The organism is Streptomyces griseoviridis, from assembly GCF_005222485.1.
Classification (GTDB): domain Bacteria; phylum Actinomycetota; class Actinomycetes; order Streptomycetales; family Streptomycetaceae; genus Streptomyces; species Streptomyces hintoniae.
In genome coordinates, this window is record NZ_CP029078.1 from 5,191,687 (window position 1) to 5,211,201 (window position 19,515).

Here is a 19,515-nt window from a genome sequence, read left to right on the forward strand (position 1 = left end):
CCAAGACCCCCATGCCCCCGACGACGTCCCCGCGCCGCCGCCGACGCGCTCCCACCCGTATCGAACGGGCCGCCGGGAAGGCCGCGGCGCTCCAGAAGCCGCGGGTCATCCTCGCCCTGCTGCTCCTGCTGGCGCTCAGCAGCATCATGCTGCTCGACGGCTATCTGCGCGCCGAGGTCGGCGGCGACGAGCGGGTGCGCGACGGAGCCAGTTCGAGCGAGGTCCCCGACACGATCCTGGACGGCGGCCCGATCCTGACCTTCAGAGGCGGCCGGGCCACCACCCTCTCCGTGCCGGAGAAGACCATCGCGCTCACCTTCGACGACGGCCCGAACCCCACCTGGACCCCGCAGGTCCTCGCGATCCTCGACAAGTACGACGTCCCGGGCACGTTCTTCCTGGTCGGCTCGATGATCTCGCGCTATCCGGGCATCGTCAGGACGATGGTGGAGCAGGGCAACGAGGTCGGCGTCCACACCTTCACGCACGTCGACCTGTCGTACCAGAGCGAAGCCCGCGTCACCCGGGAGATGGAGCAGACCCAGCTCGCGCTAGCGGGCGCGGCCGGCATCACGACGACGCTGTTCAGGGCGCCGTACTCCTCGGAGACGGACGCCATCGACAACTACAGCTGGCCCGTCTACCAGCGGCTCGGCAAGGACGGGTACACGAGCGTCTTCGTCGACACCGACAGCGACGACTGGAAGAAGCCGGGCGTCTCGAAGATCGTCCAGTGGGCCACGCCGAAGAAGAACGAGGGCGCGGCGGTCCTCTTCCACGACGCGGGCGGCGAACGCTCGCAGACCATCGAGGCGCTGCCGAAGTACATCGAGAAGATGAAGGCGAAGGGGTACACCTTCACCACCATCAGCGGGGTGATGGAGCAGGACGGCGGGACCGGTGAGGGCGGGGGGACCGGCGCTGACGGCGGGGCCAGCGGGAACGGCCGAGTCGGCGCGGGCGGCGGGACCGGTGCGGATGGCGGGAGCGGCGCTGACGGCGGGACCGGCGTCCCGAACACCACTGCCGCGGGCGGCAGTTCGGCCGACCGTCTTCAGGCCGCGCACCGCACCGCCACCGGCACGCTCCTCTACGAGGGCAGGGCGCTCGTCCTCGCCGTCGCGGTCGCCGAGTGGACCGTGCCCGCGCTGTCGGTCGGCCTGGTGATCGTCGGGGTGGCCGTGATGAGCCGGTTCGGGATGATGCTGATCCTCGCCAGGCGCCACCACCGGCAGCGCAACAGACGCCGGTTCAGCTGGGGTCCGACGGTCACCCGTCCGGTGAGCGTGATCGTCCCCGCGTACAACGAGAAGGAGTGCATCGCCAACACCCTCGCGTCGCTGGCGCGCAGCACCCATCCGATCGAGGTGATCGTCGTCGACGACGGCTCGACCGACGGGACGTCGCGGATCGCCCGGGACGCCGCCGCCCGGCTCGGCATGACCAACGTCCGGGTGATCCGCCAGGAGAACGCGGGCAAGCCGGCCGCCCTCAACAACGGGGTGCGCAGCGCGCTCCACGACATCGTCGTGATGATGGACGGCGACACGGTCTTCGAGGACGACACCGTACGGCAGTTGGTGCAGCCGTTCGCCGACCCCGGCGTCGGCGCGGTCGCCGGCAACGCCAAGGTCGGCAACCGGAACACGCTCATCGGCGCCTGGCAGCACATCGAGTACGTGATGGGCTTCAACCTCGACCGGCGCATGTACGACCTGCTGCGCTGCATGCCCACCATCCCGGGCGCGATCGGCGCGTTCCGCCGGGAGGCGGTGCTCCAGGTCGGCGGCATGAGTGAGGACACCCTCGCCGAGGACACCGACATCACCATCGCGATGCACCGCGCGGGGTGGCGGGTCGTCTACCAGGAGCACGCCAGGGCCTGGACGGAGGCGCCGGGTTCGCTGAAGCAGCTGTGGTCGCAGCGCTACCGCTGGTCCTACGGCACCATGCAGGCGCTCTGGAAGCACCGCAAGTCCCTTACGGACAAGGGGCCTTCGGGGCGCTTCGGCCGGGTCGGCATGCCGCTTGTGGTGCTCTTCCAGATCGTCACGCCGGTCTTCGCGCCGCTGATCGACGTGTTCACCGTCTACTCGATGGTCTTCATCGACTTCCGGGCCGCGCTGTACGCGTGGCTCGCGGTCCTCGGCGTCCAACTGGTCTGCGCGGCCTACGCGTTCCGGCTCGACCGGGAGAAGTACCGCTACCTGCTGATGATGCCGCTCCAGCAACTGGCCTACCGCCAGCTGATGTACCTGGTCCTCATCCACTCCTGCGTCACCGCTCTGACCGGCGGCCGGCTGCGCTGGCAGAAACTCAAGCGCACCGGTGAGGTAGGCACCCCGACGGGGGCGGGCTCATGAGCTGGGAGCAGCAGCATCAGGGGTACGGACACGAACACGGCTACGGGAACGGGCACGGGTACGGAAACGGCTACGGGTACGGAAACGGCTACGGGGACGGCTACGGGTACGGGGACGACTACGGTCACCCGTACCCCTCGGCACCGGAACCCGCCGTCTACGCGACGCGCCCCGTCGAACCCACCCCCCTCGAACCACTCACCACCCCCGAACCACTCACCACCCCCGAACCGCCTCCCGCCCCCGCCCCGGACCCCTCGTCCCCCCGACCCCCCGTCCGCGACCGCTACTTCGACACGCTCCGGGCCCTCGCCCTGATCCGCGTCGTCGCGTATCACACCTTCGGGTGGGCCTGGTGCGGTCTGGTCTTTCCCTCCATGGGGGTCATGTTCGGCCTGGCCGGCACCTTGATGGCGAAGTCGCTGGAGCGTCCCGCGGGGAAGGTGATCAGGAGCAGGCTGCGCCGGCTGCTGCCGCCGTTCTGGTTCTGGGGCCTCTTCGTGGTCCTCGCGATGCTGCTGCACGGCTGGATGCCGGGCCGGCAGATCGTCTACTGGATCGTGCCGCTCGGTGACCCGCCGGGCGACGCGTGGGGCGAGCAGGCCTGGGAGATCCTCTGGTACCTGCGCACCTATCTCTGGTTCGTGCTGCTCTCCCCGGCACTGCTGTGGATCTTCCGCAGGGCGCCGCTCCCGGTGCTCGTGCTGTCGCCGGCCCCGATACTGGTGCTGACGTTCGGCTGGGCGGGCCCGGACAACCGGTTCGGCAGCGCGCTGTGGGACCTGTCGACGTACCTCTTCTGCTGGCTCCTCGGGTTCGCGCACCGCGACGGCGTGCTCCAGCGGCTGCGGCCCGCCCTGGTGGTGCCCGCCGCGCTCGCCGCGCTGGGCTACGGCGGCTGGTACGCCGTCGCGCACCGGGCCGAATTCGGTACCTACGACCTGGACGAGATCCCGCTGGCGCAGGCGTTCTGGTCGGCCGGGTTCGTGCTGCTGCTGATGTGGGCCAAGGCGCGGCTGCGGATCGACTTCGCGTGGCTGGCCCGCTTCCGGCGGACCGACCGGCTGGTGACGGTGTTCAACGCGCGGGCGGTCACGATCTACCTCTGGCACGAGATCGCGCTGATCCTGGCGGTCCCGCTGATCGACCGGTTCTGGGACGTGCCCGCGTTCGAGGCGTACCTGCCGCTGGAGAGCCAGTGGTTCATGTTCGGTGTCGGCTGGCTGCTGATCGCGGTGGCCGTGCTGCTGTGCGGGTGGGTGGAGGACGTCGCCGCGAGGAAGCGGCCGCGGCTCCTGCCGTGATCCGGGCGGGGGCGTCCTGCAAGAATGGCCGGGTGACCCGCGCCTCCCTGAACAAGCAGCCGCACGAAGTCGCCTCGATGTTCGACCACGTGGCGGAACGGTACGACCTGACCAACGACGTGCTCTCGCTCGGCCAGGACCGGGTGTGGCGCAAGGAGGTGGCGAAGGCGGTCGACGCCAGGCCCGCGCAGAAGGTCCTGGACCTGGCGGCCGGTACGGCGACGTCGTCGCTGCCGTTCGCGCGGACCGGCGCGTACGTCGTGCCGTGCGACTTCTCGATCGGGATGCTCCGGGTCGGCAAGCGCAACCACGCGTGGCTGCCGTTCACGGCGGGCGACGCGACGCGGCTGCCGTTCCGCGACGACACCTTCGACGCCGTCACCATCTCCTTCGGGCTGCGCAACGTCCAGGACTTCGACGCCGCGCTGCGCGAGATGTACCGGGTGACGAAGCCCGGCGGCCGGGTGGTGATCTGCGAGTTCTCGCACCCGACCTGGACGCCGCTGCGGACGGTGTACACCGAGTACCTGATGCGGGCGCTGCCGCCGGTGGCGCGTGCCGTCTCGTCCAACCCGGACGCGTACGTCTATCTCGCCGAGTCGATCCGCGCCTGGCCCGACCAGCCCGCGCTGGCCGAGCGGCTGCGGACGGCCGGCTGGTCGAAGGTGGCGTGGCGCAACCTCACCGGCGGGATCGTGGCCCTGCACCGGGGCTTCAAGCAGCCCTGAGCCGGGGCCGTCGTCAGGCACGGGGCTTCAAGCAGCGCCGAGCCGGGGCCGTCGTCAGGCACCGGGGTTGATTCGGCCCTGAGCCCGGGGCCGTCGTCAGACACCAGGGCTGCTTCGGCCCTGAGCCGGGGCGGCCGTCGGGCATCAGGGCCGTGCGCGGCTCCGAGCCGGGGCGGCCGTCAGAGGGAACCGGCCACCGCGAACGGGCCGCCGCCCGGTTCCGCGAGTTCCCGTCCCGTCCCGCCGGTCGGCGGGCGCGGCAGGAGCGGCTCGCGCACGCCTCCGCCGCCTTCCCCCTCACCGAAGTCGAACCACACGTGGACCATCGACTCGCGCGGCACCTCGGCGCCGGGCTGCGGGTACTGCCGTACGACGTAGTCGACGACCGCGTAGTCGACGACGGCGAGATCGGGGCGGTCGGGTGCGTGCACCCGCAGCCCCCGCGCCCTCGCCGTCTCGCGCGCGTCCACGGCCATCAGGCCGACGAGTTTGGGCACATGCACTTCGGATGTCCTGGCCGATATATGCACGGATGTCACCCCCAGCGGTACGGAAAGGGTAACCGTCCAGGGGTGCGATCCGGAAGCTCTGCGTATCTATCTGTGCCAAATTGCTACTCTGCGTAGCCGGTTGAGAGGTCGAGTCGGTAGCAGTGCCCCTCCCGCCGGGAGTTCGGCAGGGTGAAGACCTCCGCCAGCCGCATCCCCAGCCGCCTGGTCACCTCGATCGAGCGCTTGTTCTCGGCCAGCACCATCGCCACCACGCTCGGCACCCCGGCCGCGCGCAGCCGGTCCAGCGTCATCCTGGCCGCCGCCGTCGCGTACCCCTGGCCCCAGAACTCCCGTCCGAGCCGCCAGCCGATCTCGATCTCGCCCGTCGGCCCCCAGTCCTGCGGCCACGGCTGCGCGCCGGTGAAGCCGATCGCGCGCTCCTCGTCGTCGAGCATCGTCCAGAGGCAGAAGCCGCGTTCGGCGTCGTGACGGCGCTGGCGGGCGGTGAGTTCCTCGTAGACGGAGACCTCGGCGGAGCCGCCGCCGTGGAACTCCATCACCTCCGGGTGGTCGAAGAGGCGATGCCAGGTGAGCGCGTCCTCGTCCGTGGGGACGCGCAGCCTTACGACGGGGAGAGCTCGGTTCACGAGGGCAGCCCTTCAGCCGGGTGATCAATTCTGCTGAATAGACTGCCCGTGTCCAGTGCCGCTCGGCACAGAGATTTCGAACTTGGGGAGATCCCGCCGTGACCGCCGTGACCGAGCCCCACTCAGAGCCCGGCCGGGAAGAGGACTCCGCGCCCTCCCCGGCCCCCGCCTCCGACCCGTTCTCCGAGAACACCGCCGACGTCATCGTCGTCGGAGCCGGACCGGCCGGTTCGACGACGGCGTACCACCTGGCCAAGGCCGGGCTCGACGTCCTGCTGCTGGAGAAGACCGAGTTCCCGCGCGAGAAGGTGTGCGGCGACGGACTCACCCCGCGCGCGGTCAAGCAGCTCGTGGCGATGGGCATCGACATCTCGGAGGAGGCGGGCTGGCTGCGCAACAAGGGGCTGCGGATCATCGGCGGCGGCGTCCGCCTCCAGCTCGACTGGCCCGATCTCGCCTCCTTCCCCGACTACGGACTGGTCCGCAAGCGCGACGACTTCGACGAGCAACTGGCCCGCCAGGCGCAGAAGGCGGGCGCCCGCCTCTTCGAGCGCTGCAACGTGGGGGCGCCGATCGTCGACGACCGCACCGGCCGGATCACCGGCGTGCACGCCAGACTCGGCGAGGAGAAGCGGGAGGTCACCTTCCGGGCGCCGCTGGTGGTCGCCGCCGACGGCAACTCCACCCGGCTCTCGCTCGCGATGGGCCTGCACCGCCGCGAGGACCGCCCGATGGGCGTCGCGGTCCGCACGTACTTCACCTCGCCCCGCCACGACGACGACTACCTGGAGTCCTGGCTGGAACTGTGGGACCGGCGCGGCGCCGAGGACCGGCTGCTGCCCGGCTACGGCTGGATCTTCGGCATGGGCGACGGCACGTCCAACGTCGGTCTCGGCGTGCTGAACACCTCCGACTCCTTCAAGGAGCTGGACTGGCGCGAGGTCCTCAAGGCGTGGTGCGCCTCGATGCCGGAGGACTGGGGCTACACCCCGGACAACATGACCTGCCCGATCCGGGGCGCCGCGCTGCCCATGGCCTTCAACCGGCAGCCCCACTACACGCGCGGGCTGCTGCTGGTCGGCGACGCGGGCGGCCTGGTGAACCCGTTCAACGGCGAGGGCATCGCCTACGCCATGGAGTCGGGGCAGATCGCCGCCGACGTCATCGTCCAGGCGCACGCCCGCTCCACCCCCGCCCAGCGCGAGACGGCCCTCCACCACTACCCGCGCATCCTCAAGGACACCTACGGCGGGTACTACACGCTGGGCCGCGCCTTCGTGAAGCTCATCGGCAACCCGAAGGTCATGAAGATCGCGACCCAGCGCGGCCTGACCCACCCGATGCTCATGAAGTTCACCCTGAAGATGCTCGCCAACCTCACCGACCCGACGGGCGGCGACGCGATGGACCGCATCATCAACGGCCTGAGCAAGGTGGCCCCGAAGGCCTGACGCCGGCTCCGAAGTGGACGTCCTGTCCTGCCGACACGGAAGAGGCCGCTGCCCCCGAGCGGCTGCGGCCTCTTCCGGATGTGGCTGGTGCGGTCAGAGGACCCGTACCGCGCCGGTCGGCGGGTCGTAGGAGAGCGGCCTCTCGACCACGCCGGTCGACGGGTTCTGGGCGCCGACGAACATGCCGTCGCCCACGTACACCCCCACGTGGTACGCGCTGCCCGCACCGCCCCAGTACAGGATGTCGCCGGGCTGGAGGTTGCTCAGCGAGACCTGGGTGCCGGCCGTCGACTGGTCCTGGGAGACGCGCGGCAGGCTGACGCCGACCTGCTTGAACGCGGCCTGCACCAGTCCTGAGCAGTCCCACGAGTTGGGGCCGGTGCCGCCGGAGACGTAGGCGTCGCCGACCTGGGCCTTCACGAAGGCGATGACCGAGGCGGCCGAACCGGTCGCCGTCGACGTGCTCGTGGAGGCGCCGGCCGACGTCGAGGCCGATGCCGAAGTCGAGGTCGACGCGCCGCCGCCGCTGGTGGTGGAGGCGGACAGGGTGGCCCGCTCCGCGCTGCGGGACGCCGCGCGTTCGGCGGCGGCCTTGCGGGCGGCCTCCGCCCGCTTCTTGGCCTCCGCCTTCTTCTTGGCGTCCGCGAGGTCGGACTTGGCCTGCTTCGCGGCCTTGCTGAGGGCGGCGTCGCGCTCCGCCCGCAGTTCGTAGTTGGCGGCTGCCTGCTGGGTGGCGTCGGCGGACTGGGCGACCTGGGCGGACAGGTCGGCCGTCAGCGTGGGCAGTTCGAGGGTCTGTGTGACCGGTTCGGCGGCGCTGGCCGATCCGGCGGCCCCGGCCACTGCCAGGGTGCTGAGGACGCCGCCGGCAACTCCGGCACGCATCGCGATCGTCGACGCGCTGCGGCGGGGTTTGCGGTGGCTCCGTATGTGAGCGGTGTGGGACATGGGTACAACCGGTATCAGGGCCTTCTCCATACCTACAAGGAACGTGTGGTGCGCCACAGTTGCTCAATCGGTGGCCCAAGTCCCGGGCGTGTCACTCCTTATTGACGCCGTAACGGACATTGCGGGCGTGCTCCATTAGGCATGTGATCACGCCCTTTCGTCATAACGTCCGAATTGCCCGCTGCCTACCATCTGTTGGGTTACGTGGCCAAGCCTCGTTCTCATGCGCCTCTCATGCGTGTGGTGGAGGTCACGCAACGGTCACGGTCGGGGCTGCGTCCCGCGCGGGTGGCGCGACGCGTCGCTCGTGAACGCGCGCACGCGTCCACATCCCGCCTCGCGACTCCCCCCGAGGTGTGAATGCGGCGCCACTATCAACCGTCGGCGTCCAGCACCAATTTGCATGCAGAGGAAGCCTCTTGATATGGAGACGACCCCTCTGAGCTGCCCCGACAGGCGGAAATGTCACGTCTGGTGATCAGTCGGACGCTTCACGTATGAAGATCACCGCTCGACCGGCTTCATGATCCTTCGTCAGGTGGTGGAGATCACAAAGCTTGTGCAATACCCCGTGTCGCAGATCACAGAGCCCCGGGCATAGGATGCGAGGCAGTTGGGCTTGTGACCTGCTTCACATGTTCGCGATCTTCGGTGGGACAACGGGGTTCGCGGCGCGTGAGCGGGAGTGAGCCCTGTGCCATCGCCAGCAGTCAGTGCCGACTGAGAGGAGCGAGGAGCGGTGAACGCCTATGCGCCCATCCTCGTACTGGGAGCCCTCGGGGCAGGCTTTGCGATCTTCTCCGTGGTCATGGCCACGCTGATCGGTCCGAAGCGGTACAACCGGGCCAAGCTCGAGGCCTACGAGTGCGGGATCGAGCCGACCCCCACGCCGGCGGGCGGCGGGCGCTTCCCCATCAAGTACTACCTGACGGCGATGCTCTTCATCGTCTTCGACATCGAGATCGTCTTCCTCTACCCCTGGGCCGTCACCTTCGACGCCCTCGGGATCTTCGGGCTCGTGGAGATGCTGCTGTTCGTGCTCACCGTCTTCGTCGCGTACGCGTACGTATGGCGGCGCGGCGGTCTGGAATGGGACTGAGGTTAGGGACATGGGACTCGAAGAGAAGCTGCCGAGCGGCTTTCTGCTGACCACCGTCGAGCAGGCCGCGGGCTGGGTGCGCAAGTCGTCCGTCTTCCCGGCCACCTTCGGCCTCGCCTGCTGTGCCATCGAGATGATGACCACCGGCGCCGGACGGTACGACCTCGCCCGTTTCGGCATGGAGGTCTTCCGCGGTTCGCCGCGCCAGGCGGACCTGATGATCGTCGCCGGCCGGGTCAGCCAGAAGATGGCGCCGGTGCTCAGGCAGGTCTACGACCAGATGCCGAACCCGAAGTGGGTGATCTCCATGGGGGTCTGCGCCTCCTCGGGCGGCATGTTCAACAACTACGCGATCGTGCAGGGCGTCGACCACATCGTGCCGGTCGACATCTACCTCCCCGGCTGTCCGCCGCGGCCGGAGATGCTCATGGACGCGATCCTCAAGCTGCACCAGAAGATCCAGGGCTCCAAGCTCGGCGTGAACGCCGAGGAGGCGGCCCGGGAGGCGGAGGAAGCGGCGCTCAAGGCCCTGCCCACGATCGAGATGAAGGGGCTGCTGCGGTGAGTGACGCGAACGGCACCGCCGGTGACGGCGTGAACCCCGAGAAGGACCTCGGCACCGACAACCTCCCCGGCCGCCGCGCCGAGGGCGGCGAGGAGATCCGCGTCCAGCGCGGCATGTTCGGCGCCGACCGGGGCGGCGACACCTCCGGATACGGAGGTCTGGTCCGCTCGGTCCGGCTGCCGGGACCCGCCACCCGCCCCTACGGCGGCTGGTTCGACGAGGTCGCCGACGAGCTGGAGGGCGCCCTGGAGGAACAGGGGCTGCTCCCCGACAACGCCGTCGACAAGACGATCGTCGACCGCGGCGAACTGACCTTCCACATCGAGCGCGAGCACCTGGTCCGCGTCGCCCGCACCCTGCGCGACGACCCGGCCCTCCGCTTCGAACTGTGCACCGGCGTCAGCGGCGTCCACTACCCGCAGGACAAGGGCCGCGAGCTGCACGCCGTCTACCACCTGCGCTCGATCACCCACAACCGGCTGATCAGGCTCGAGGTGAGCGCCCCGGACGGCGACCCGCACATCCCGTCCCTGGTCGCGGTCTACCCGACCAACGACTGGCACGAGCGGGAGGTCTACGACTTCTTCGGCATCGTCTTCGACGGCCACCCGGCCCTGACCCGGATCATGATGCCGGACGACTGGCCGGGCCACCCGCAGCGCAAGGACTACCCCCTCGGCGGCATCCCCGTCGAGTACAAGGGCGCCCAGATCCCGGCTCCGGACCAGCGGAGGTCGTACTCGTGAGCACGCAGTCAGCATCGGCACGCGAGACCACCGAGGGCACCGTCTACACGGTCACCGGTGGCGACTGGGACGAGGTCGTCCAGTCCGCGGCCCGCGCCGACGACGAGCGCATCGTCGTCAACATGGGTCCCCAGCACCCCTCCACCCACGGAGTGCTCCGCCTGATCCTGGAGATCGAGGGCGAGACGGTCACCGAGGCCCGCTGCGGCATCGGCTACCTGCACACCGGCATCGAGAAGAACCTCGAATACCGCACCTGGACGCAGGGCACCACCTTCGTCACGCGGATGGATTACCTGACGTCGTTCTTCAACGAGACCGCCTACTGTCTCGGCGTCGAGAAACTCCTCGGCATCGAGGACCAGATCACCGAGCGGACCGACATCATCCGGGTGCTCCTGATGGAGCTGAACCGGATGTCCTCCCACCTGGTGTGCATCGCCACCGGCGGGATGGAGCTGGGCGCCACCACGATCATGATCTACGGATTCCGCGATCGTGAAATGATTCTCGACATCTACGAGCTCATCACGGGCCTGCGGATGAACCACGCGTACATCCGCCCCGGCGGACTCGCCCAGGACCTGCCGCCCGGCGCGGTGGACCATATCCGCGAGTTCGTGAAGAAGATGAAGAAGAACCTCCCGGAGTACGACAAGCTCGCCACCGGGAACCCCATCTTCAAGGCCCGCATGCAGGACATCGGCCACCTCGACCTGGCCGGCTGCATGGCCCTCGGCGCCACCGGACCCATCCTGCGCGCCACCGGCCTGCCGCACGACCTGCGCAAGTCCCAGCCGTACTGCGGCTACGAGACCTACGACTTCGAGGTCCCGACCGCCGACACCTGCGACGCCTACGGCCGCTTCCTGGTCCGCCTCGAAGAGATGCGCCAGTCCCTCGCGATCGTCGAGCAGTGCCTCGACCGGCTCCAGCCCGGACCGGTCATGGTCGCCGACAAGAAGATCGCCTGGCCCGCCCAGCTCGCCCTGGGCCCCGACGGGCTCGGCAACTCCCTCGACCACATCAAGAAGATCATGGGCACCTCCATGGAGGCCCTGATCCACCACTTCAAGCTGGTCACCGAGGGCTTCCGGGTACCGCCCGGCCAGGCCTACACGGCCGTCGAGTCGCCCAAGGGCGAACTCGGGGTGCACGCGGTCTCCGACGGCGGCACCCGCCCCTACCGGGTCCACTTCCGCGACCCGTCCTTCACCAACCTGCAGGCGATGGCGGCGATGTGCGAGGGCGGCCAGGTCGCCGACGTCATCGTCGCTGTCGCGTCCATCGACCCCGTGATGGGAGGCGTCGACCGGTGACCACCAGTTCTTCGGAGCGGGGCGTCAGCCTGGGCATGCCCGAACTGCCTGCGCCCGCCTACCCGGACGACGTCCGGACCCGCCTTGAGGCCGACGCCCGCGAGGTGATCGCCCGCTACCCGGACTCCCGGTCCGCGCTGCTGCCGCTGCTGCACCTCGTGCAGGCGGAGGAGGGCCACGTCACCCGCACCGGGACGCGGTTCTGCGCGGAGGTGCTCGGCCTGACCACCGCCGAGGTGACCGCCGTCGCCACCTTCTACAGCATGTACCGGCGCCGTCCCTCCGGCGACTACCAGGTCGGCGTCTGCACCAACACGCTCTGCGCGGTGATGGGCGGCGACGCGATCTTCGAGGAGCTCCAGGAGCACCTCGGCGTCGGCAACGGCGAGACCACCGCCGACGGCAAGGTCACCCTGGAGCACATCGAGTGCAACGCGGCCTGCGACTTCGCGCCCGTGGTGATGGTCAACTGGGAGTTCTTCGACAACCAGTCCCCGGCCAGCGCCAAGCGCCTCGTCGACGACCTGCGGGCAGGACGCGACGTCAGCCCCACCCGCGGGGCCCGGCTGTGCACCTTCAAGGACACCGCGCGCATCCTGGCCGGCTTCCCCGACGAACGTCCTGGAGCCGTCGAGGAGAGCGGCAGCGCCGGCCACGCCTCCCTGGTGGGCCTGCGACTGGCCAAGGGCGAGACGGCGCCGCCGCGCGTCGTCCAGCCGCGCGACGGCGAACCCCAGGACCAGCAGGGGGACACCGCCCGGGGGGAGTCGCGGCAAGCGCCGCAGGACACGGCGGCGCACCCGCCGTCGCCCGGCGAGCACCTCAGCTCGCACGACGCACCGCAGGACACGTCGGCCTCCGACCCCGCCCACCCGGCGGGGCCCGCCGCCGAGGAGGGGGAGTGATGACCTTGGCACCCGAACGGAAAGACACCAGCCCCGAGAAGCTGCTGTCACCGGTGCTGTCGGAGTTCTGGGACGAGGACAGGTCCTGGTCGCTCGACGTGTACCGGCGCCACGACGGATACGAGGGGCTGCGCAAGGCCCTCGCGATGTCCCCCGACGACCTCATCGCCTACGTCAAGGACTCCGGGCTCCGCGGCCGCGGCGGCGCGGGGTTCCCGACCGGCATGAAGTGGCAGTTCATCCCGCAGGGCGACGGAAAACCGCACTATCTCGTTGTCAACGCCGACGAATCGGAGCCCGGGACCTGCAAGGACATCCCGCTCCTCTTCGCGAACCCGCACAGCCTCATCGAGGGCATCGTCATCGCGTGCTACGCGATCAGATCGTCGCACGCCTTCATCTACGTACGGGGTGAAGTCGTCCCCGTGCTGCGGCGGTTGCACGCGGCCGTGGCCGAGGCGTACGCGGCCGGCTACCTCGGCGAGAACGCCCTCGGCAGCGGCCTCGACCTCGAACTCACCGTGCACGCGGGCGCCGGCGCGTACATCTGCGGTGAGGAGACCGCGCTGCTCGACTCGCTCGAAGGCCGCCGCGGCCAACCGCGGCTCCGACCCCCCTTCCCCGCGGTCGCGGGCCTCTACGCGTGCCCCACTGTCGTGAACAACGTCGAATCGATCGCCTCGGTTCCCGCGATCCTGAACCGGGGCAAGGAGTGGTTCCGCTCGATGGGCAGCGAGAAGTCGCCCGGCTTCACGCTCTACTCGCTCAGCGGCCACGTCACCAACCCCGGCCAGTACGAGGCCCCCCTCGGCATCACGCTGCGCCAGCTCCTCGACATGAGCGGCGGGATCCGCCCGGGTCACCGCCTCAAGTTCTGGACGCCCGGCGGCTCCTCGACCCCGATGTTCACCGAGGAGCACCTCGACGTCCCGCTCGACTACGAGGGCGTGGGCGCCGCCGGTTCCATGCTCGGCACCAAGGCGCTCCAGTGCTTCGACGAGACGACCTGCGTCGTGCGGGCCGTCACCCGCTGGACCGAGTTCTACGCCCACGAGTCCTGCGGCAAGTGCACCCCCTGCCGCGAAGGCACCTACTGGCTCGTGCAGTTGCTGCGCGACATCGAGGCCGGCAAGGGCTCCATGTCCGACCTCGACAAGCTCAACGACATCGCGGACAGCATCAACGGCAAGTCCTTCTGCGCCCTCGGCGACGGCGCCGCCTCGCCGATCTTCTCCTCGCTGAAGTACTTCCGCGAGGAGTACGAACAGCACATCACGGGCCGCGGCTGCCCCTTCGACCCGGCCCGCTCGACGGCCTGGGCCGACCGTACGGAGGTGAACGCATGACCGTGACCACCAGCGCTCCCTCCGGAGGGGGAGAGGCGGCACTCCCGCCCGAGGACCTCGTGTCGCTGACCATCGACGGCGCCGAGATCAGCGTGCCCAAGGGCACCCTGGTCATCAGGGCCGCCGAACAGCTCGGCATCGAGATCCCGCGCTTCTGCGACCACCCGCTCCTCGACCCGGCGGGCGCCTGCCGCCAGTGCATCGTCGAGGTCGAGGGCCAGCGCAAGCCGATGGCGTCCTGCACCATCACCTGCACCGACGGCATGGTGGTGAAGACCCAGCTCACCTCGCCGGTCGCCGAGAAGGCCCAGCACGGTGTGATGGAGCTGCTGCTCATCAACCACCCGCTGGACTGCCCGGTCTGCGACAAGGGCGGCGAGTGCCCGCTGCAGAACCAGGCCATGTCGCACGGCAACGCGGAGTCACGCTTCGAAGGCAGGAAGCGGACGTTCGAGAAGCCCGTGCCGATCTCCACCCAGGTGCTCCTCGACCGCGAGCGGTGCGTGCTGTGCGCCCGCTGCACCCGGTTCTCCAACCAGGTCGCGGGCGACCCGATGATCGAACTCCTCGAACGCGGCGCGCTCCAGCAGGTCGGCACCGGCGAGGGCGACCCCTTCCAGTCGTACTTCTCCGGCAACACCATCCAGATCTGCCCGGTCGGCGCGCTCACCTCCGCGGCCTACCGGTTCCGCTCCCGCCCCTTCGACCTGGTCTCCTCGCCGTCGGTGTGCGAGCACTGCGCGGGCGGCTGCGCCACCCGCACCGACCACCGGCGCGGCAAGGTGATGCGGCGCCTCGCGGCGGCCGACGCCGAGGTCAACGAGGAGTGGATCTGCGACAAGGGACGCTTCGGGTTCCGGTACGCGCAGCAGCGCGACCGGCTCAGGACGCCCCTGGTCCGCAACCCCGAGGGCGACCTGGTGCCGGCCTCCTGGCCCGAGGCGCTGGAGATCGCCGCCCAGGGGCTGCTGGCCTCGCGCGGCAGGACCGGCGTGCTGACCGGCGGCCGGCTCACCATCGAGGACGCCTACACCTACAGCAAGTTCGCGCGCGTGGCGCTCGACACCAACGACATCGACTTCCGCGCGCGCGTGCACGCCGGCGAGGAGGCCGACTTCCTGGCCGCCCAGGTCGCCGGACGCGGCCGGGACCTCGACGGGACCGGTGTCACGTACACCTCGCTGGAGAAGGCGCCCGCCGTCCTGCTGATCGGGTTCGAGGCCGAGGAGGAGGCGCCCGGCGTCTTCCTGCGGCTGCGCAAGGCCTGGCGCAAGCACGGGCAGCAGGTGTTCGCCCTCGCCACCCACGCCACCCGCGGCCTGGAGAAGGCGGGCGGCACCCTGCTGCCGGCCGCCCCCGGCACGGAGACCGAGTGGCTCGACGCGCTGACCAGCGGCGTCGGCCTGGAGGACGCCGGTGCGCGGGCCGCCGAGGCACTGCGCGCCGACGGCGCCGTGATCGTCGTCGGCGAGCGGCTCGCCGGTGTGGCCGGCGCGCTGACCGCCGTCGTGGGGGCCGCCGCCGCGACCGGGGCCGCGCTGGTGTGGGTCCCGCGGCGGGCCGGTGAGCGCGGCGCCGTCGAGGCGGGCGCGCTGCCGTCGCTGCTGCCCGGCGGACGCCCGGCCACCGACCCGCGCGCGCGGGAGGAGGTCGCCGCGGTCTGGGGCGTCGCCGAACTCCCGCACCGCTACGGGCGCGACACCGGACAGATCGTCGAGGCCGCCGCCCGCGGCGAACTCCAGGCCCTGCTGGTCGGCGGAGTGGAGGTCGACGACCTGCCCGACCCGGCACGCGCGCGTGAGGCGCTCCGGGAGGCCGGCTTCGTCGTCTCGCTCGAACTGCGGCCGAGCGAGGTCACCGAGCGCGCCTCCGTCGTCCTGCCGGTGGCCGCGGTCGCCGAGAGGGCCGGCACCTTCCTCAACTGGGAGGGCCGGATCCGCTCCTTCGAGGCCGCCCTCAAGCCCGACCAGCTGACCCACGCCCTCGCGCCGACCGACGCGCGCGTGCTGCAGATGCTGGCCGACGCCATGGACGTCCACCTCGGACTGCCCGACCTGCGGACCGTGCGCGCCGAACTCGACCGGCTCGGCGGCTGGGACGGCACCCGCTCCGCCGCACCGCGCGAGACGGCCGTCCCGCTGCCGAGGCCCGCCGCGGGCGAGGCCGTCCTCGCCGGACACCGGCTGCTGCTCGACCGCGGTCTCCTCCAGCGGGGCGACGAGGCCCTGGCGGGCACCCGGCACCCCGCGCACGCGCGCGTGTCGGCCGCCACCGCCGCCGAGTCCGGCGTCAAGGACGGCGACCTGCTCGCCGTGACCGGGCCCGCGGGCTCCGTCGCGCTCCCGCTCCAGATCACCGAGATGCCCGACCGGGTGGTCTGGCTCCCGCTGAACTCCGTGGGCGCCGGTGTCGCCTCCGACACGGGAGCGCTGCCCGGCGCCCTCGTCCGCATCGGCCCGGCGACGCTCGTCGGCGAGGCCCCCGAGGAGGTGGAGGCATGACCCCGTACCTCGCCGCTGAAGACCTCTCGATGTTCGGCCGCGACCCCTGGTGGCTGGTCGTCGTCAAGGCCGTCTTCTGCTTCGCGTTCCTGATGGTGACCGTGCTGTTCTCCATCGTCTGGGAGCGCAAGGTCGTCGCCTGGATGCAGCTACGCATCGGACCCAACCGGCACGGCCCCTGGGGCATGCTCCAGTCGCTCGCCGACGGCATCAAGCTGATGCTGAAGGAAGACCTCGTCGTCAAGCGCGCCGACAAGGTGGTCTACGTCCTCGCGCCCGTCGTCGCGGCGATCCCCGCCTTCATGGCGATCGCGGTGATCCCCTTCGGGCCCGCGGGCAACGAGATCTCGATCTTCGGCCACCGCACCCCCATGCAGCTGACCGACCTGCCCATCGCGATGCTGTTCATCCTCGCGGTCGCCTCGGTCGGCATCTACGGCATCGTGCTGGCGGGCTGGAGCTCCGGATCGACGTACCCGCTCCTCGGCGGGCTGCGCTCCTGCGCCCAGATGATCTCCTACGAGATCGCCATGGGCGCCGCGTTCGCCTCGGTGTTCCTCTACTCCGGCTCGATGTCGACGTCGACGATCGTCGAACAGCAGCACGACCGCTGGTACATCTTCCTGCTGCCGGTCTCGTTCATCCTCTACATCGTCACCATGGTCGGCGAGACCAACCGCGCCCCCTTCGACATGCCGGAGTCCGAGGGCGACCTCGTCGGCGGCTTCAACACCGAGTACTCGTCCATCAAGTTCGCGATGTTCATGCTCGCCGAGTACGTGAACATGGTGACGGTCTCGGCCGTGGCGACCACCCTCTTCCTCGGCGGCTGGCGCGCGCCCTGGCCCATCAGCGGCTTCTGGGAGGGCGCCAACCACGGCTGGTGGCCGCTGCTCTGGTTCGTCGTCAAGGTCCAGCTGCTGCTGTTCTTCTTCATCTGGCTGCGCGGCACCCTCCCGCGGGTCCGCTACGACCAGCTGATGAAGCTCGGCTGGAAGGTCCTCATCCCGGTCTCGGTGGTCTGGCTGATGCTGGTCGCCACCGTGCGGGCGCTGCGCAACGAGAACTACGACTTCGCCGACATCGCCCTCTACATCGCCGGCGGTGTGCTGGCCCTGCTGCTGCTCTCCTTCGTCGCCGACATGTTCCGCGAGAAGGCGCAGACCGCGGAGGCGGCCGACGAGACGCCCGCCGGGTTCGACCCGATGGCCGGCGGGTTCCCCGTGCCGCCGCTGCCCGGACAGTCGCTGCCGCCGGTGCCCAGGCGCGGCCCGCGCCGGGAGCGGGAGTTGATTGTCAGTGGTGGACCGGATACTGCCAGTGACGGAAGCGCTGAAGGAAAGGAGGCGTCCGATGGCTGAGGAGCCCAAGGAGACCGAACCCGGTTTCATGAACCCCGTCGCCGGCTTCGGCGTGACCTTCAAGGCCATGTTCAAGAAGCGGCTGACCGAGCAGTACCCGGAGCAGCAGAAGACCACCGCCCCGCGGTTCCACGGGCGGCACCAGCTCAACCGCCACCCCGACGGCCTGGAGAAGTGCGTCGGCTGCGAGCTGTGCGCCTGGGCCTGCCCCGCCGACGCCATCTACGTGGAGGGCGCCGACAACACGGACGAGGAGCGCTACTCCCCGGGCGAGCGGTACGGCCGCGTCTACCAGATCAACTACGCCCGCTGCATCCTGTGCGGCCTGTGCATCGAGGCGTGCCCGACCCGCGCGCTCACGATGACGAACGAGTTCGAGCTGGCCGACAGCAGCCGCGCCAACCTGATCTACACCAAGGAGCAGCTGCTCGCGGGCCTCGAGGACACCATGGTCGACACCCCGCACGCCATCTACCCGGGCACCGACGAGCAGGACTACTACCGGGGCCTGGTCACCGAGGCCGCGCCCGGTACCGAGCGCCAGGTGGCCGTCTCCAAGGGCGAGAAGCCCGACGACCAGGAGGTGGACGCGTGAGCACCCAGCTCGCCGCCTACACCACCTCCACCGGCGAGGCCTTCCAGTTCTGGATCCTCGGCACGGTCGCGGTGATCGGCGCCCTGTGCACCGTCTTCATGCGCAGGGCGGTGCACAGCGCGCTCTGCCTCGCCGGGACGATGATCGTCCTGGCGATCTTCTACCTGGCCAACGGCGCCTACTTCCTGGGCATCGTGCAGATCGTCGTCTACACCGGCGCGATCATGATGCTGTTCCTCTTCGTGGTGATGCTCGTCGGTGTCACGGCCGCCGACTCCCTGAAGGAGACCATCAAGGGCCAGCGCTGGCTGGCGCTGCTGTGCGGTGTCGGCTTCGGCGTCCTGCTGCTCGGCGGGATCGGCAACGCCTCCCTCACCGAGTTCGGCGGTCTCACCCAGGCGAACGCGGGCGGCAACGTGGAGGGCCTCGCCGCCCTCATCTTCACGCGGTACGTGTTCGCCTTCGAGATCACCGGCGCCCTGCTGATCACGGCCGCCGTCGGCGCCATGGTCCTCACCCACCGGGAGCGCACCGAGCGCGCCAAGACCCAGCGCGAGCTGGCCGCCGAGCGCGTCAGGGACGGCAGGCAACTGCCGCCGCTGCCCGCCCCCGGCGTCTACGCCCGGCACAACGCCGTCGACATCGCGGGCCTGCTGCCCGACGGCACCCCGTCCGAGCTGACCGTCAGCAGGACGCTGCGCGAGCGCGGCCAGATCCGGGACGTCTCCACGGAGGCGCTGAGCGATCTGCGGGCCCTGGAGCAGCGGTCCGAGGAGCGCCTCGAACGCACCCCGACCGAGCCGACCGACCTCAGCAGGCGGACCGAGGAGGCATCGAAGTGAACCCGGTCAACTACCTCTATCTGGCCGCCCTGTTGTTCACGATCGGCGCCACCGGCGTGCTGATCAGACGCAACGCGATCGTCGTGTTCATGTGCGTCGAGCTGATGCTGAACGCCTGCAACCTCGCGTTCGTCACCTTCTCCCGGATGCACGGCAACCTCGACGGCCAGATCATCGCGTTCTTCACGATGGTCGTCGCCGCCGCGGAGGTCGTCGTCGGGCTCGCGATCATCGTGTCGCTGTTCCGTTCCCGCCACTCGGCCTCGGTCGACGACGCCAGCCTGATGAAGCTCTGAGGGGTCGC

18 protein-coding genes are annotated in these 19,515 nt (G+C 70.2%); 15 read left to right on the forward strand and 3 right to left on the reverse strand.

Going from position 1 to position 19,515, the window contains the following annotated elements; translation table 11 throughout:
• Positions 1-11: 11 nt before the first annotated feature.
• From DDJ31_RS22415 to DDJ31_RS22425, 3 genes are read left to right on the forward strand one after another with little or no spacing between them, the layout of a single operon-like run.
• Positions 12-2,363: a bifunctional polysaccharide deacetylase/glycosyltransferase family 2 protein gene (locus DDJ31_RS22415; RefSeq protein WP_127182652.1), complete on the forward strand. Its 2,352-nt coding sequence runs from the start codon at positions 12-14 to the stop codon at positions 2,361-2,363.
• On the forward strand, positions 2,360-3,667 hold the full coding sequence (locus DDJ31_RS22420; RefSeq protein WP_127178557.1) for an acyltransferase family protein: 1,308 nt from the start codon (positions 2,360-2,362) through the stop codon (positions 3,665-3,667). Before DDJ31_RS22415 ends, DDJ31_RS22420 begins: the two co-directional genes overlap by 4 nt.
• A 32-nt stretch (positions 3,668-3,699) precedes the next feature.
• Positions 3,700-4,395: a demethylmenaquinone methyltransferase gene (locus DDJ31_RS22425; protein WP_127178556.1), complete on the forward strand. Its 696-nt coding sequence runs from the start codon at positions 3,700-3,702 to the stop codon at positions 4,393-4,395.
• A gap of 179 nt (positions 4,396-4,574) precedes the next feature.
• Here DDJ31_RS22425 and DDJ31_RS22430 read toward each other — a convergent pair whose 3' ends face one another.
• Both DDJ31_RS22430 and DDJ31_RS22435 read right to left on the reverse strand, forming a co-directional pair.
• Positions 4,575-4,898, reverse strand: a complete 324-nt coding sequence (locus tag DDJ31_RS22430) for a PASTA domain-containing protein (protein WP_164784911.1) — start codon at positions 4,896-4,898, stop codon at positions 4,575-4,577.
• Between the two features lie 110 nt (positions 4,899-5,008).
• Positions 5,009-5,533: a GNAT family N-acetyltransferase gene (locus DDJ31_RS22435; protein WP_127178555.1), complete on the reverse strand. Its 525-nt coding sequence runs from the start codon at positions 5,531-5,533 to the stop codon at positions 5,009-5,011.
• 203 nt (positions 5,534-5,736) lie between these two features.
• Between DDJ31_RS22435 and DDJ31_RS22440 the strand changes: the two genes are divergently transcribed.
• Positions 5,737-6,984: a geranylgeranyl reductase family protein gene (locus tag DDJ31_RS22440; RefSeq protein WP_127182650.1), complete on the forward strand. Its 1,248-nt coding sequence runs from the start codon at positions 5,737-5,739 to the stop codon at positions 6,982-6,984.
• A 93-nt stretch (positions 6,985-7,077) separates the two neighbouring features.
• Here the strand turns inward: DDJ31_RS22440 and DDJ31_RS22445 are convergent, their stop codons facing one another.
• Positions 7,078-7,932: a C40 family peptidase gene (locus DDJ31_RS22445; protein WP_127178554.1), complete on the reverse strand. Its 855-nt coding sequence runs from the start codon at positions 7,930-7,932 to the stop codon at positions 7,078-7,080.
• Between the two features lie 739 nt (positions 7,933-8,671).
• On the opposite strand from DDJ31_RS22445, the gene DDJ31_RS22450 reads away from it, so the two are divergent.
• The 11 genes from DDJ31_RS22450 to nuoK are packed head-to-tail and all read left to right on the forward strand — an operon-like array spanning position 8,672 to position 19,507.
• The gene (locus DDJ31_RS22450; protein WP_003992243.1) at positions 8,672-9,031 is read left to right on the forward strand and encodes an NADH-quinone oxidoreductase subunit A; all 360 of its coding nucleotides are present in this window, start codon (positions 8,672-8,674) and stop codon (positions 9,029-9,031) included.
• A 10-nt stretch (positions 9,032-9,041) separates the two neighbouring features.
• Positions 9,042-9,596, forward strand: coding sequence for a NuoB/complex I 20 kDa subunit family protein (locus DDJ31_RS22455; RefSeq protein WP_005313804.1), 555 nt, complete (start codon positions 9,042-9,044; stop codon positions 9,594-9,596).
• Positions 9,593-10,342, forward strand: coding sequence for an NADH-quinone oxidoreductase subunit C (locus DDJ31_RS22460; protein WP_127178553.1), 750 nt, complete (start codon positions 9,593-9,595; stop codon positions 10,340-10,342). Before DDJ31_RS22455 ends, DDJ31_RS22460 begins: the two co-directional genes overlap by 4 nt.
• Complete coding sequence (locus DDJ31_RS22465; RefSeq protein WP_127178552.1) at positions 10,339-11,661, forward strand: NADH-quinone oxidoreductase subunit D; 1,323 nt, start codon at positions 10,339-10,341, stop codon at positions 11,659-11,661. The genes DDJ31_RS22460 and DDJ31_RS22465 overlap by 4 nt, the downstream gene beginning before the upstream one ends.
• Positions 11,658-12,566 (forward strand): NADH-quinone oxidoreductase subunit NuoE, encoded by a 909-nt coding sequence (gene nuoE / locus DDJ31_RS22470; RefSeq protein WP_127178551.1) that lies wholly within the window; start codon positions 11,658-11,660, stop codon positions 12,564-12,566. The genes DDJ31_RS22465 and nuoE overlap by 4 nt, the downstream gene beginning before the upstream one ends.
• Entirely contained in the window at positions 12,566-13,912 is a 1,347-nt protein-coding gene (gene nuoF / locus DDJ31_RS22475; protein WP_127178550.1) for an NADH-quinone oxidoreductase subunit NuoF, read from the forward strand. The genes nuoE and nuoF overlap by 1 nt, the downstream gene beginning before the upstream one ends.
• On the forward strand, positions 13,909-16,413 hold the full coding sequence (locus DDJ31_RS22480) for an NADH-quinone oxidoreductase subunit G (RefSeq protein ID WP_127178549.1): 2,505 nt from the start codon (positions 13,909-13,911) through the stop codon (positions 16,411-16,413). The genes nuoF and DDJ31_RS22480 overlap by 4 nt, the downstream gene beginning before the upstream one ends.
• Positions 16,410-17,774, forward strand: coding sequence for an NADH-quinone oxidoreductase subunit NuoH (nuoH, locus tag DDJ31_RS22485; RefSeq protein WP_127178548.1), 1,365 nt, complete (start codon positions 16,410-16,412; stop codon positions 17,772-17,774). The genes DDJ31_RS22480 and nuoH overlap by 4 nt, the downstream gene beginning before the upstream one ends.
• Entirely contained in the window at positions 17,767-18,369 is a 603-nt protein-coding gene (gene nuoI, locus DDJ31_RS22490) for an NADH-quinone oxidoreductase subunit NuoI (RefSeq protein ID WP_093829097.1), read from the forward strand. The genes nuoH and nuoI overlap by 8 nt, the downstream gene beginning before the upstream one ends.
• Positions 18,366-19,211 (forward strand): NADH-quinone oxidoreductase subunit J, encoded by an 846-nt coding sequence (locus DDJ31_RS22495; RefSeq protein WP_127178547.1) that lies wholly within the window; start codon positions 18,366-18,368, stop codon positions 19,209-19,211. The genes nuoI and DDJ31_RS22495 overlap by 4 nt, the downstream gene beginning before the upstream one ends.
• Entirely contained in the window at positions 19,208-19,507 is a 300-nt protein-coding gene (gene nuoK / locus DDJ31_RS22500; protein WP_093829093.1) for an NADH-quinone oxidoreductase subunit NuoK, read from the forward strand. The genes DDJ31_RS22495 and nuoK overlap by 4 nt, the downstream gene beginning before the upstream one ends.
• Positions 19,508-19,515: the final 8 nt, after the last annotated feature.

What these genes read in the sequence shown, in the direction of transcription:
- DDJ31_RS22455 (WP_005313804.1), top strand. Translation starts at nt 9,042, where the DNA reads ATGGGACTCGAAGAGAAGCTGCCGAGCGGCTTTCTGCTGACCACCGTC.
- DDJ31_RS22420 (WP_127178557.1), top strand. Translation starts at nt 2,360, where the DNA reads ATGAGCTGGGAGCAGCAGCATCAGGGGTACGGACACGAACACGGCTAC.
- nuoI (WP_093829097.1), top strand. Translation starts at nt 17,767, where the DNA reads ATGGCTGAGGAGCCCAAGGAGACCGAACCCGGTTTCATGAACCCCGTC.
- DDJ31_RS22415 (WP_127182652.1), top strand. Translation starts at nt 12, where the DNA reads ATGCCCCCGACGACGTCCCCGCGCCGCCGCCGACGCGCTCCCACCCGT.
- DDJ31_RS22480 (WP_127178549.1), top strand. Translation starts at nt 13,909, where the DNA reads ATGACCGTGACCACCAGCGCTCCCTCCGGAGGGGGAGAGGCGGCACTC.
- nuoF (WP_127178550.1), top strand. Translation starts at nt 12,566, where the DNA reads ATGACCTTGGCACCCGAACGGAAAGACACCAGCCCCGAGAAGCTGCTG.
- DDJ31_RS22445 (WP_127178554.1), bottom strand. Translation starts at nt 7,932, where the DNA reads ATGTCCCACACCGCTCACATACGGAGCCACCGCAAACCCCGCCGCAGC.
- nuoH (WP_127178548.1), top strand. Translation starts at nt 16,410, where the DNA reads ATGACCCCGTACCTCGCCGCTGAAGACCTCTCGATGTTCGGCCGCGAC.